We start from the raw sequence: 12,915 nt of genomic DNA, 5'->3' as shown, positions 1-12,915 counted from the left end.
CCTTCCCCTCGTCCCGCACGCGACACGAGCGCGCCCGGGCCGCAGCCCGGGCGCGCCGTCAGCCAACCGGTCCGCTACTGCGTCGCTGCGGCCTGCTCCTGCACGTGCGCCCAGTTCTCACGGAACTCGGCGTGCACGTCGTCGTCCTCGACCGACAGCAGTACCTCGTCATTCTGCCGCAACGAGGTGCCGTTGAGGTTGTGCGAGCCGGTCCACACGACCCCGCGCTCCTCCCCGTCGGCGAACTCGGACTCGATGAGCAGGTCCTTGAGATGCACCGCTGCCTCGGCGTCCCGGTCGAACGGCGTCACCGCGACCCCGCCGTCCTCGAGGACGTCGACGACATCCTCGCTGTAGTCGGCGTCCTGTACAACGGCCGCGACGTCACACCCCTCGTCGACCAGTTCACCGAAGCGCTCGGCGACCTCGGTCCGGGCGCTGGACCAGTACGAGGCCGCGACCCGGAGCTCGCTGTCCTCGGTGCACACGACGTCGTCGAGGATCTCGAGGTACGGGTCCCCGTCCGCCCGCGGGAAGAACTCCGCCGTGGCGGTGTCACCCTCGACCTCCCAGCCGTAGTCCAGGTCGATCTCCTGGGTGGCCAGGTCGTCCCAGTACGTACGGAAGCCGTCGTACAGGGTCGCGTCGTCGCGGACGAGCACCGTCGCGTTGTGCTCGTGCAGCTGCGGGTTGGTGGGATTGGCCGTGGACTGCAGCACGACGTCCTCGCTGCCGTCACCCAGCTCGGAGAACAGCACGAACTTGTTGTGGTTGATGTTGTCGCCGATGCAGCCGGGCGTGCGCCCGTCGCGCTCGTCCTCGTTGCAGATCGTCACGCGGTCGGGGATCTCGTCGACCAGTTGCTGTGGGGCGGCCCACAGCTCCCCGTCGTCGTGGACGTTGGAGTTGTCAAGCAACAGTTGCACGTCGACGCCGCGATCGACCGCGTCGATGAATGCGTCGGCCATCCCCGTGCGACTGAACGTGTAGAAGGCGCCGTGCACCTCCGCCCCTGCTGGTGCGGTGGCGAGCAGGTTGCGCAGCCGGTGTTCGAGCGCCTCGTCGGCGGTCCCGTCGAGCCCGGGCGAGTTGAACGTGGTCTCGATCTGCTCGGGCTCGCCGGGTTCGCCGGGCTCGGTGCCGTTGAGCTCGGCGTGCAGCTGCTCGGCGTACGCCGCGTCCGGACCCTCACCGCTGGCGCCGATGCGCCACCGGCCACCCTCGTAGGTGCCCTCCTCCCACTCGCGACCACCGCTCTCCCACAGCGGCGTCCACGCGGTGAAGTTGTGGGCGGTCGAGAAGAAGACGTCATCGTCGGCCCACGCGGAATCGTCCTCGTAGGCGGCGACGACGGTGAGATCGTCGTCCCAGTTGATCGTCCAGTCGGAGAACGGGATGGCGTGGCCGCGCTCACGGTCGAGCACGTCGTTGTCGCCGAGGTACGGCAGCCCGGTGTCGAGGCCCCAGCCCACCTGGTAGACGTCGTCGCGGATCTCGCCGTCGACGTGCCACGTCATCTCGTGGTCGAACCACTCGTCCTCGAAGTCGAGCTCCCAGTCGACGGTGATCGGCTCCGCGCCCACGGGGATGCCCTCGAGCACGAGCCGATCGTCCTCCTCGACGACTTCCGCAGGCTGGCCGAGCGGCTCCACGGGGCTGAACTGCCCGACCCCGACGAACGGCAGGGTGCCTCGGGTCGTCGGGTTCAGGATCTCGCGGTGGTTGCCCTCGCCCTCCGGGTCGAAGCCGAGCCGCACGATCTCGGGACTTGGGCTCGTCACCACCTCGACTTGGTAGTACCCGCTCTCGAACGAGTAGCGCTCCGTCTCGTCCTCGGGCGGATCGAAGTCACGGTCGAGCAGGCCCGACGCCACGAGCTCGCGCAGCATCGTCGGGTAGTCCGTGGCGATGCCGCTCGCGCCGTAGTCGACCGCGTCGTACATCGGCTCGGCCTCGTTGAGCGTGTAGACCCCGAAGCGGAAGCCGAGGTCGTCGAGGTCCTCGCGCAACCGCGGGTTGTTGGCGATGTTGTCGAAGGCGGTGATCATCATGTCGGTGTCGTCGCGCACCGCCTCGAGCTCGGCGCGGCTGGCGATGTTGCCCGCGCCCCACATCGGCACGAGCGTGACTCCGTCGGGCGCCACGGGCGCGAAGTCGTCGAACAACCAGTCTTGATCGAATGCGAGCACCTGGATCCGCTCGCGGGCGAGGGCCGCGTTGAGGTAGCCGGGCACGGCCTCGAGCTCCTCGATGATCCGCTCCTCGATGCCGGGGTAGCGGTCCGGCGACTTGACGTCGAGCTGCACGCCGGCCCGCTGGCCGATCGTCTCGATCGCCTCCCGCAGTGTGGGCACCTCCTCGCCCGCGAACCGGGGATTGAAGTGTGAGCCGGCGTCCAGCTCCTTGATCTCTTCGAGGGTGAAGTCCTCGACCAGCCATGGCGAGCGGTCGGGAAAGACCTCCTGCGCATCGGTGGTCGATGCGAGGCTCGTGTCGTGGACGATGACGATCTCCTCGTCCGCCGTCATCACGAGGTCGAACTCGATCCAGTTCGCCCGCTGGTCGAGGGCGAGCTCGAAGGCGGCCAGCGTGTTCTCCGGCGCCATGCCGGAAGCACCGCGGTGGGCCACGTTCTGGAAGTCCCCGGGGCGGGGCCGACGCGGACCCGGTCGGTGTCGGCGTCGTCGTCGGCAGTGGCGGTCGCTGCGGGTGCGAGTACCGCGGCCAGCGCTACTGCCATCAGGGCGAGCAGGAGTCGGCGTGGGTGGGGGATCGACCGTGAGGGCATGACGAGACCTCCGCATCGTGGCGGTCAGAAGCGCGCCGGCTTAGGGCAACGCCCGGCGCGGTGGCAGAACGTAGGCCTTAATCGAATTAAGCACAAGGGGTCGCTTCGTGGTTACCCCGAGCCGCTCGAGTCCGGGCAGCCGAGCAGCGACAGAGCGGGGCACAACGGAGCCCTCCGACGCTGCGAGCGTGCGTGCCCGCGGTCGAGCGGGCACACTCGCCTCCGACGGCGGGTCGCATCCCCCGATGCAGCCACGCTCCCGGATGCCGGTCCGCCCCCTCGATCCCCGATCGAGCCGACCACGCGGAAGCCACACGCGCAGGAGGACGAAGCCATCGTGGTGCTCGCCCTGGTGACCTCGCTGGTGTTGGCGACCGTCCCCTCGCGGGGGGACGGTCCGGACGCACCGCGCGACCTACCCGAACCCGAAGGCGCCGCGGAGTTCGCCGAACGCAGTGCGTCGGCGCGGCTCATCGACGTGCGGACCCCTGCCGAGTACGCGGACGGGCACCTCTCGGGGGCCGAGCTGATCGACGTGCAGGGGGAGGACTTCCGCGAGCGCGTCGAGGAGCTGCCCCGCGACGAGCCCTACTACCTGTACTGCCGCTCCGGCAACCGCAGCGGCCATGCCGCGCGCGTGATGGCGGCCATGGGCTTCGCCGACGTCACGAACATCGGGGGCTACGAGAAGCTGGTCGAGGCCGGACTCTCTCCGGACGGGTAGTTCCGGACGAGCGGTTCTGGCCTCCTTGCCGACACCGAACCGGCATCTGCGGCCACCAGGATGGGTTGGATGACGAGTCGGACGCCGAGCGAGCGCACCCCGGGGACCGGGTCCGGACGCTTCACCCGTCCGGGCTGGCTCGCCCCGCCGATCGTCGCGGCGGGGTTGCTCGCCCTCTTCGCCGGCAGCGCGCAATTCGGCTTCACCGCGATCGCGGCCGACGTCGCCAACGAGTTCGGCGAGCCGATGCCGGACGCCCCGGACGACCCGATGGCACAGATCGGGTTGACGCTGACGACCCTCGGCGTCGGGTTCGCCATCGTGCGGCTGGCGTCGCTGGGGAGCCTGCCGGCGTCCAGCCTGGCCGATCGGTTCGGGCGGCGCCGCACCTTGCTGGCAACGACCGCCGTCGGCCTGCTCGCAACCGCGCTCGCGGCCGGGTCACCGGCGTTCTGGGTGCTCGTGGCCCTGCTGGCGATCAGCCGGCCACTGCTGACGGCCACCGACGTGGTCGCGATGGTGATCGCGGCGGAGGAGACGCGCAGCCGGGACCGCAGCGCCGCGATCGCGTTCATCGGCGGGGCCTACGCCGTCGGCTCCGGGATCATCTCGGTGGCGCGGGGTCTGCTCGACGTCGCCCTGCCCGATCCGGGCTTCCGCGAGGTGCTCGCGCTGGTGCTCATCCCTCTCGTGCTCGTGCCGTTCGTCGCGCGGCGCGTGAGCGAGCCCCCGCGCTTCCAGCGCGCGGCTGAGAGCCAGAGACTGCACCAACGCCTCGGGCGCATGCCGGCAGGATACCGGGGGCGCCTCGCGATCCTCTGTGCGATCACGGCGGGGGTGGGCCTGGTGATCGGACCGGCGTGGACCTACCTGTTCGTTTACGGCGAGGGGATGCTCGGTGCGTCACCCATCGGGATGAGCGGTCTCGTGCTCGCGGCCGGGCCCGTCGGGTTGGTCGGCCTCGTCGTCGGACGCTTCGTCGCCGACAGACTGGGGCGCCGCGCCGCCGCGGCGAGCACCATGGCGCTCGCGGCGGTGATGGCGGTGGTGGCCTACTCGGACGGCTTCCTCGCGTTCGCCGTCGGATACCTGACCTCGATCGTCGCGATGAGCGCCTACACGCCTGCGGGCGGGGCGCTCGACACCGAGGTGTTCCCGACCTCGGTCCGCTCGACCGCCGGCGGATGGTTGGCGGCCAGCGGGGTCGTGGGCTCCGTGTTGGGGTTGTTCGGGTTCGGGGTGCTCGTCGACGTGACCGGCTCGTTCGCGCCCGCAGCGCTGCTGGTGTGCGGCCCCGCTGCCGTGCTCGCGCTCCTCTACGGCCTGCTGCCCGAGACCCGTGGCCGCGAGCTGGAGGAGACAGCCCCCGAGCCTTCGTGACCTCGCGGTCCGGCCGGTGGCCGGCCGATCTCAGCCACTCGGTTCGAGCCGCGCGACGCACGCGGCCGAGGTCGCGAACGGCGCCAGATCGATCCCGTCCCAGCCCGCGCCCGCCGCTGCGAGCGCCCCTTCCAACAGCCCACGGTGCGCGCCGCAGACGACATCGGTCTGTTCGCGGGCGAGTTCGCCGAACGGACAGCCGCGCATTTCGATGCAGGTCCCGATCGCGTCCTCACGAAGCGTCGGTGCGAAGCCGAGTTCGTCGAGCACGGCCACCACCTCGCGCAGTGGCTCCGCCCGGGGGCCGCTCTCGCGCTCGAGAACGAGGCGCTCGCCCCACGGCCGCCCGGCCTCACGGCCCTGCTCCCTCGCGGCTTCGGGGCGGTGCGAGATTTGTGCCGCGAGGGCCCTGGCGAGTCCGGTGTGCGGATCGTGCTCGGTGCGGGGCTGATAGCGGCGGGACGGACGTCCGCGGCGACCGGTCGGCGTCTCGCGTGCGCTCACCAACCCGGCGTTCTCGAGCGTGCCGAGATGCTCGCGGATCGTGTTCTCGTGGCGGCTCAGGTCCTCGGCCAGCTCCCGGGCCGTCGCGTCGCCGCGCTCCTCGAGTCGCCGGAGGATGCGCAGCCGTGCTTCGCTGGCGAGAGCGCGCTGGCGAGCGTCGGGATCCACGTGTCCACGGTAACCGTCCTGCTCCGGCCCTGTCGTGGTTCTCCACCGCGTCGTCCGACGACCCGTGGCTCTGCATCCTGCGACTGCGGCCACGCCGGCGGTGGGTAGGCTCGGCGATTGCCATCGCGCCTTGCGCCCCCCCCCGTCCGTCGATCGGAGCCCGGTCATGGTCCGAGCGAGCCGCTGGAGACCCGAGCACGCCCCTGCTCAGTCCGGGCGCGTCGCGCTGGTCACCGGGGCGACGGGTGGCCTCGGCCGAGAGGTCTGCCGACAGCTGGCCGAGCGCGGGGCCACCGTGGTGCTCGCCGCCCGCGATGCCGCCAAGCGTGCCGAGACGGCCAGCTGGATGCGGGGACAGGTCCCCACGGCCCACGTCGAGTCGGTGGAGCTCGACCTGTCCGATCTCGGGTCCGTGGAGGCCGCAGCACACGACACCGCGGAGCGGGTCGACCGGGTCGACGTCCTCGTGAACAACGCCGGGGTCATGGCAACGCCCTACCGCAGGACCGCCGAAGGGTTCGAGCTCCAGTTCGGCATCAACCACCTCGGCCACTTCGCCCTGACCGGCCACTTGCTACCGCTTCTGCTCTCGGCTGGCGCACCACGGGTGGTCAACGTCTCGAGCACGGCCCACCGGATGGGCCGCCTGGACCTCGATGACCTCGACAGCGAGCACCGGTACCGCAAGTGGCGGGCGTACGGCCGGTCCAAGCTCGCCAACCTGCTGTTCACGCAGGAGCTGCAGCGTCGCGCGGACGCCGCCGGCGTGCACCTCACGTCGGTGGCGGCCCACCCGGGGTACGCGGCCACCGGGTTGCAGACGGTCGGTCCGCGCATGCAGGGGTCCCGACTGCGCACGGCGCTGATGCGTCTCGTCAACCGGCTGGGGGCCCAACACCCCGCACAGGGCGCCTGGCCCATCGTCTATGCCGCCACGATGCCGGACGTCGACGGCGGTGACTACTTCGGTCCCGACGGACCCGGCGAGTCGCGTGGTCACCCCACCCGAGTGGGCATGAGCCGGGAGGCCTGCGACCGCGAGACCGCCCGCCGGCTGTGGGACGAGAGCACCGCGCGTACGGGGGCCGCATTCCCCGCGTTGGTCGGCTGAGCGTCACCGGGAAGGTGTCACCCCTTCTCCCCCCGGGGATCGTCAGGGCGGGCGAGATACGGCCCGCCGCGGTGGACCGATCCCGTGGCTGTCGTCCGCGTCGACAAGGAGCCAGCGTGACCGAGCCGACCACGAGCGAGCGCGACACAGGCCTCGAGACGCTGGGGCCCGACGAGCTCACCCGCGCCGCACTGCGCGAGCTCGTCGAGCAGGCCCACGGCCCGGTCGTCACCATTGCGCATCGCGCCGACCGCGCCGCCGTGGATGCCGCGACGAACGACACGCCGCTGAAGAACGGGCTCCGCGAGGCCCGGGAGGCGCTGGAGGCGCGCGGTGACGAGGACACCGACGGGCTGCTCGCATCCATCGAGAAGCTGCTGCGTGACGGACGCCAGGGGGTGCTCGACGGCGAGGTCCTGCACGTGTGGCCGAGCGGCGCGCGGCGTCACCGGACCGCGTTCGAGGTCGAGGGCCGCGTCGAGGTCGGGGACGCCCCACTCGTGACGCCGTTGTTGCCGGGCATGACGATGGCGGGGGCGTTCGCGGTGCTCGGACTCTCGCAAGGCAGCGTGCGCCTGCTGCGTGCGACGAAGACGACCGTCGCCGAGGTCGATCTCGAGGCGCACGGCATCCCCACCGAGGTCGAGGGGGTGATGACCGACGCCGAGCGCCCGGAGGTCAGCGCCCACGAAGGGGGCCGCGCGGGGGATCCCGCCGTGTTCCACGGCCACTTCGACGAGCGGTTCGAGGAGGTCATCACCGAGCGGCTGTTCCGTCAGGTCGACCAGGGCGTGCGGCGCCTGATCGGCGATCGGACGCCGGTGGTGCTGGCGGGTATCGACAAGCACCGTGCCCATTTCCAGCGCATCAGCGGGTCCCTCACGGTGCTCGACGAGGGCGTGGGGGGTGATCCCGGGGACCGGCGCCCCGACGAGTTCCGCGACGCGGCGTGGCCCATCGCGGCGGCGGCGTTGCGGGCACCGGTCGACCGTGCGCTCGCATCGTTCGGCGACGAGGCGGCCGTCGGGCGAGCGAGCGCCGACCTCGCGGAGGTCGTCCGCGCCGCCCACACCGGGCGCGTCGCGACCCTGTTGGTCGGGGAGGGTCTGCGTGCGTGGGGAGTCGCCGACGGGGTGGGCGTGGACGCCCTGCGCACCGGCGATGACGATCGCCAGCCCGGCGACGAGGACCTGGTGGATCGCGCGGCCCGCTGGACCCTCCTCAACGGCGGCGAGGCCTACGCCATCGAGCCCGACGAGCTGCCCGGCACCCCGCCGTTGGCGGCACTCTTCCGCTTCTAGCCCGGGGCCCGGATCCCGAGGCCGGAGCGCAGGGCGCGCCGGAGCTCCGCATGCCGAGCGGGCGCCAGGAGGGCGCCCCGCAGGCGTGGTGTCCTCCGGAACACCGCGAGCATCGAGCGGCGCAGGTCACTGACCGAGTCGCCACCCGACAGGTACGCGCACCAGGTCGTCTCGGGCAGGGCGAAGAAGGCGGCGAAGAATCGTCGCAGCTCCTCCGGGTCCAGTGCGAGCAGCACCTCCAGGCCGTAGTCCTGCAGGGCTCGCTGACGCCGTCGATCCTCCGGCCAGACCGCCGCCCATCCCACGCCCGCGAGGGTGCGCGGGCTCGCGTGAGGGTCGGCGAGCCCCTCGGCGAGCGCGGCCGCCACGGTCGGTGCCCGGCGCAGTGCCTCGCCCACCTGGTAGCCGGACGCCGGGTGCACCATCGACGCCGCAGCGCCGTAGCCGACCACGGGCTGATCGCGGCGAGGGATCGGCCGGCCCATGGGGATGAGACAGTGCTCCTCGTCCGCTTCGTGCGAAAGCTCCAGGCCGCGGTCGGCCAGACGGGCCCGCAGCCGGGCCTCGAGCACTTCGAACGGCAATGGTCGGCGGCGGGTGAGCGAGGTCTCTTCCAGAAACCAGCGTCCGTCGCCGGTGTCCATCGCGTACAGGAACGTGGGGTCGGCTCCACGGGGCAGGGGCACGGGATCCCGAAGGTCCATGAGCATCATCGCGCCCGGCTCAGTCAGTGGTTCGGAGACGTGCGCGGTGACCCCCCACGCGGACTGGAAGGCCGGTGCCGAGCCTCGGGGCTCCACGAGCGCCGGTCGGTGCCCGGTCGCATCCACCACCACCCGCGCGGCCAACTCGCGGGCGCCGTCCAGCGCGAGCCTCGGCCCGCGCGGGCCCTGTCGGATGGCGCGGGCAGGGGCGTCGACCCGGCGGCGCACCCGCGCCAACAGGCGGGAGTAGGTGGCCTCGTTGTCGAGGAGCGCGTAGCCGCGGCTGACCCGCTGGGGCGCGGTGCCCGCCTGCACGATCGCGACCGGCCAGAAACGAGCGACGACGTCCTGCAGGCCGAGGGGGATGAGTTCGTCGCGCCAGACGCCGTAGCGCTGTGGCCAACCTGCCCCGCGGTCCGGCGCCACGAGCGCCGTGTCGATGCCCTGGTCGGTGCAGGCCGCCGCGAGCGCGAGGCCTGCCGGCCCGCCCCCGACGACGGCGACCTCGACCTCGTCGACCACCACCGCCTAGGCCGGTTGTGGGTCGGCCTGGCCGGTGGATCCGCGCAGGTCGGCCAGGCGCATCACCCGGGACACGTCACTCGGGGAAACGATCCCGATGACCTCGTCCTCCTCCTTGACGATCATGCGCCCGTCCGTGCAGCCGCTCGACATCCGCGGCAGCGCGGCCGCGAGCTCCTCGTCCGGATGCCCGACGGGCACGCGGTCGACGGGGCACGCGATGTCGCGGACCCGCGTGCCCGACCGCTGGTCCGGGGGGACCCGCTTCACCGCGGAGAGCGCGACGACCCCCGCGAGCGAGCCGCTCCAGTCCTTCAGCGGGAAGGTCGAGCACCGGTTCGCGAACACGTAGTCGTCGAGGAAGGCCTGCACGGTCAGCCAATCGGGTGCGGTCACCGGGTCCAGGGTCATGACGTCGCGGACGCGAACGCCGTGCAACCGTGAGGTCTGCTCCTCGCCACGGGCCGCCGTGACGACGAACCAGCCGATCAGGGCGAGCCAGAGGCCACCGGGGTCGGTGAACCCCACGAACCACAGCGCGCCGAGCCCCATGAGCCCGAACCCGAAGACGCGACCCGCACGCGCGGCCTGGCGGGTCGCGACCTGGCGCTCGCCGTGCCGGGCCCACAGCGCAGCCTTGAGGATGCGCCCCCCGTCCAGGGGGGCCGCGGGAGCGAGGTTGAAGACCGCCAGCACGGCGTTGATGAGGGCCAGCCAGCCGACCGCGCTGGTCGCGAGGCCGTCGAGGCCCGCCGTGAGGAGTACGCCCCACAGCAGGCCGAAGGCGCCGGCTGCGCCGAGGCTCACCAGCGGTCCGACACCGGCGATGAGCAATTCGTCCCGGGCATTGGCCGGCTCGGAACGGAACCGTGCGACCCCGCCGAACAGCCACAGGGTGATGCCCTCGACATCGACGCCCTTGCGTTGCGCGAGCAGCGCGTGCCCCAGCTCGTGGGCGAGGACGGAGGCGAAGAACAGGACGCCGGTGACCACCCCGGCGGCGAGATACGCGCCGACGGGCTCGTCGGGGTGCGTCAGCGGGAAGTGCCCGAACGAGAGCCCCAGCACGATCAGGGTGAAAATGATGAGCAGTGACCAGCCCATCCCGATCGGAATGCCGCGCACTGTCGCCAGGTGAATGGATGAGCGCACCGACGTCACCTCCTGCCTGCTCGCAGCCCCGCGCGTGGTCCCGACGAGGGGGTCCCTCGCCGGGGCTGGGCCCCGTTCGCAGTCATACCCGCTGCTGGCGGCGGCGAGTCCACCGCCGCGAAGGGTCAGCGTAGGGCGAGCCGCTGGCGGTCGGGTGCGAGGTCGGGCAGCCCCTCCTCGGTCATGCACGCGATCCGGGTGTGGGGGTCCTCGCGGAGATCGACCTCGACGCCGTCATCGACCGGTTCGTGCGCGGCGTCGAGGAGGAGGCGCACCACCGGCTGGTTCAGCGAGTAACTGGGGACCGCGAGGACCACGCCCCGCCAGCCACTCCAGGCCCCGGCGGTGACCTCCACCCAGTGGCCGATGGGGTAGCGTGGCAGGTTCCGGGTGAGTAGCTCGACCACCTCGCGGTTCAACTGGGCCCCGGCGTGCGCCTCCATCAGGTCGATGGCCTGGTCGGGGGGATAGGCGCGACGGTGCGGACGATCACTGGTCACCGCGCTGTAGACGTCGGCCACCGCCGCGATCTCGGCCATCAGCAGCATCCGACGCGAATCGATGCGCTCCTGGAGCTGACGGTCGATCCGGTTGTTGCCTTCGAGGCCACGTGGGTAGCCCCCGCCGTCCTGGCGCTCGTGGTGCTGGTAGGCGACGTGGGCGGGGACGAGGCTGAAGACCGGCATCCGGCGGACGAGCTCGAAGCCCATGGACGGATGCTGGCGCACCTGGTTCAGCTCGTCCTCGGTCAGCGGGCCCGGCTTGGCCAGTACCCGTTCATCGACGTACATCTTCCCGAGGTCGTGCAGCAGGGCGCCGAGACCGAGCTCGCGCAGCTGCGCGTGCGGCAGTCGCGCCTCGTGACCGAGGACGAGGCTGATGACCGCGACGTCGACCGAATGGGTGAAGGTGTCCCCGTGGTGGGTCTTCAGCGACTCGAGGCTCGCGACCGTGACGCCGTCGAGGAGTTCGGCGATGAGCAGCTCGATGTCCTGGTAGAGCCGCACGACCGCCTCGGTGCCCTGCGGGGGCAAGGGCAGGGGCCGGTCGCCCAACCGATCGAGTGCCTGCTGCACCCCGGTGATCGGGGGGTTGGGCCCGAAGAGGTCGCGGCTCATCGACGAGACGGCCTCGAACACCCGGGCGACGTTGCGGGTGGCCGCGGTGCGCAGGTGACCGGAGATCAGGGTCACCGGCGGCACGTCGTCGGCCAGTCCGTCGCGGACCTCGACCGCGGTGATCCCGCGACGGCGCAGTCGCGTGATGTAGTCGACGGTCAGCGTCGTACCCGTCTGCAGCAGGATCTCCCCACGCTCGTCGAGCAGTGGGCGGGCGACGACCATCCCGGGTTCGAGCCGGTCCGTGCTGCACGCGTACATCGGTCCTCCCCCGCCAGGATCAGTCAGGTGCCTGCCGCGACCCGTCGGCACCGGGGCCCACCTGCTTGAGGGTACTCGCTAGCCTGTTCGTGGGAACCTCCCGGCACGGGATCGGTGCCGGGCCAGTCGATCGACAGTGGGAGCCCCGGTGAACGCGACGACGATCGCCACCCAGGCCATCAACCAGGCGCGCTCCGATTACGGGGAGGTCGACTCGGTGGCGCTGCCGCAGTCCGTTTTCGAGGCCGTCCAGGACGAGGTGACCGCGGCGGGTGGCGAGGTGGGTTTCGACCACGCGATCGTCGACGGGATACCGGTTCATGGCGGGATCGACGACGACGATCGTCGTGCTCGGATTCGATTGCCCGGCGCGGGCGAGGCGTGGATCGACCTCGCCTAGGGGCGCGGGGGCGTTCGGGGCCGACCCCTCGGCGATGGGGTGGGCGTCGCGGTGCGCGGTGCTCAGCGCTCGGCCTCCGGAGGATGCTCGTCGGACGGCCGACCACCCGCGGATGGCGGCGTGTCCCCCGCCCCGGACCCCGTCTCGGGGTCGGATGACGGCGTCGCGCCCTTGGGGTCGGACGCAGGGTCGTCACCTGTGCGGTCCGGGCCCGCCGTCTCCGCCCCGGGAGCGGCCTCGTCGGCTGGCCGGAGCCCCTCCTGATCGGGGAACTTGGTCAGCAAGGACACGACCAACGTTCCGAGGCCCAGCAGCACCGCGATGAGTAGTGCCTGCTCGTCGTCGCTGAACCCGAAGGCGAACGGTGCGATGACCAGGAAGAAGCCCAAGAGATAGACCAACCCGGCGTGGACCGGGGCGGGAAGGACCTGCGCGACCCCGGCGGGTCCGCGCGACAGTACGCCGACCGCGAGGTACACGACCCCGGTCGCGACGAACAGGGGTAGCGTGACGCCGTCGATCAGGTCGAAGACGAAGGGCACGAGCACCGCGAAGACGCCCGCGAGGTAGACCAACCCTTGGTGAAGTGGCCATGGGATCAACCCGATCGCTGCCATGCCACCCTCCGCTCGTCGGGTCGACCGTACCGTGCACCTGACCGCCGGGATCCTAACGGTCGGGCGAGAACGAGGCAGCAGGGGCCTGCGCGGGTCGGCCGTTGTTCGTTACATTCAATTCTCGTCGGTTGCGACCGAGAGCCGGACGTGTACGCAGAGGTTGGG

11 protein-coding genes are annotated in these 12,915 nt (G+C 71.6%); 5 read left to right on the top strand and 6 right to left on the bottom strand.

Annotation, left to right across the window (positions count from 1 at the left end):
• Positions 1-74 precede the first annotated feature (74 nt).
• Positions 75-2,804 (bottom strand): glycerophosphodiester phosphodiesterase family protein, encoded by a 2,730-nt coding sequence (locus ER308_RS03780; protein WP_131153753.1) that lies wholly within the window; start codon positions 2,802-2,804, stop codon positions 75-77.
• A gap of 321 nt (positions 2,805-3,125) precedes the next feature.
• Between ER308_RS03780 and ER308_RS21955 the strand changes: the two genes are divergently transcribed.
• On the top strand, positions 3,126-3,512 hold the full coding sequence (locus tag ER308_RS21955; RefSeq protein WP_205745883.1) for a rhodanese-like domain-containing protein: 387 nt from the start codon (positions 3,126-3,128) through the stop codon (positions 3,510-3,512).
• A gap of 69 nt (positions 3,513-3,581) precedes the next feature.
• Positions 3,582-4,892, top strand: coding sequence for an MFS transporter (locus ER308_RS03770; protein ID WP_165491799.1), 1,311 nt, complete (start codon positions 3,582-3,584; stop codon positions 4,890-4,892).
• 30 nt (positions 4,893-4,922) lie between these two features.
• On the opposite strand, the gene ER308_RS03765 is transcribed toward ER308_RS03770, so the two are convergent.
• Positions 4,923-5,564 carry a helix-turn-helix transcriptional regulator gene (locus ER308_RS03765; protein WP_165491798.1) on the bottom strand — a complete coding sequence of 214 codons (642 nt, stop codon included), beginning with the start codon at positions 5,562-5,564 and terminating at the stop codon, positions 4,923-4,925.
• Between the two features lie 166 nt (positions 5,565-5,730).
• On the opposite strand from ER308_RS03765, the gene ER308_RS03760 reads away from it, so the two are divergent.
• Both ER308_RS03760 and ER308_RS03755 read left to right on the top strand, forming a co-directional pair.
• Positions 5,731-6,675 (top strand): oxidoreductase, encoded by a 945-nt coding sequence (locus ER308_RS03760; RefSeq protein ID WP_131153749.1) that lies wholly within the window; start codon positions 5,731-5,733, stop codon positions 6,673-6,675.
• 116 nt (positions 6,676-6,791) lie between these two features.
• Entirely contained in the window at positions 6,792-7,976 is a 1,185-nt protein-coding gene (locus ER308_RS03755; protein ID WP_131153748.1) for a baeRF3 domain-containing protein, read from the top strand.
• On the opposite strand, the gene ER308_RS03750 is transcribed toward ER308_RS03755, so the two are convergent.
• The 3 genes from ER308_RS03750 to ER308_RS03740 all read right to left on the bottom strand — a co-directional run bounded on the left by ER308_RS03750 (position 7,973) and on the right by ER308_RS03740 (position 11,733).
• Positions 7,973-9,202, bottom strand: a complete 1,230-nt coding sequence (locus tag ER308_RS03750; RefSeq protein WP_165491797.1) for a lycopene cyclase family protein — start codon at positions 9,200-9,202, stop codon at positions 7,973-7,975. The genes ER308_RS03755 and ER308_RS03750 overlap by 4 nt on opposite strands.
• Positions 9,203-9,208: 6 nt before the next feature.
• Positions 9,209-10,354, bottom strand: coding sequence for a site-2 protease family protein (locus tag ER308_RS03745; protein WP_131153746.1), 1,146 nt, complete (start codon positions 10,352-10,354; stop codon positions 9,209-9,211).
• Positions 10,355-10,479: 125 nt separating this feature from the next.
• Positions 10,480-11,733 carry an HD-GYP domain-containing protein gene (locus ER308_RS03740; protein ID WP_131153745.1) on the bottom strand — a complete coding sequence of 418 codons (1,254 nt, stop codon included), beginning with the start codon at positions 11,731-11,733 and terminating at the stop codon, positions 10,480-10,482.
• A gap of 148 nt (positions 11,734-11,881) precedes the next feature.
• Here ER308_RS03740 and ER308_RS03735 point away from each other — a divergent pair, with 148 nt between their 5' ends.
• Entirely contained in the window at positions 11,882-12,133 is a 252-nt protein-coding gene (locus tag ER308_RS03735) for a hypothetical protein (RefSeq protein ID WP_131153744.1), read from the top strand.
• 62 nt (positions 12,134-12,195) lie between these two features.
• Here the strand turns inward: ER308_RS03735 and ER308_RS03730 are convergent, their stop codons facing one another.
• A complete protein-coding gene (locus tag ER308_RS03730) occupies positions 12,196-12,750 on the bottom strand; it encodes an SPW repeat domain-containing protein (RefSeq protein WP_131153743.1) in 555 nt (184 codons plus the stop codon).
• Positions 12,751-12,915 lie beyond the last annotated feature (165 nt).

The sequence above is a fragment of the Egibacter rhizosphaerae genome, from assembly GCF_004322855.1.
GTDB classification, from domain to species: Bacteria; Actinomycetota; Nitriliruptoria; order Euzebyales; family Egibacteraceae; genus Egibacter; species Egibacter rhizosphaerae.
Note: the sequence above shows the minus strand (reverse complement) of the source record. Positions and strands in the feature narration are given on the sequence as shown.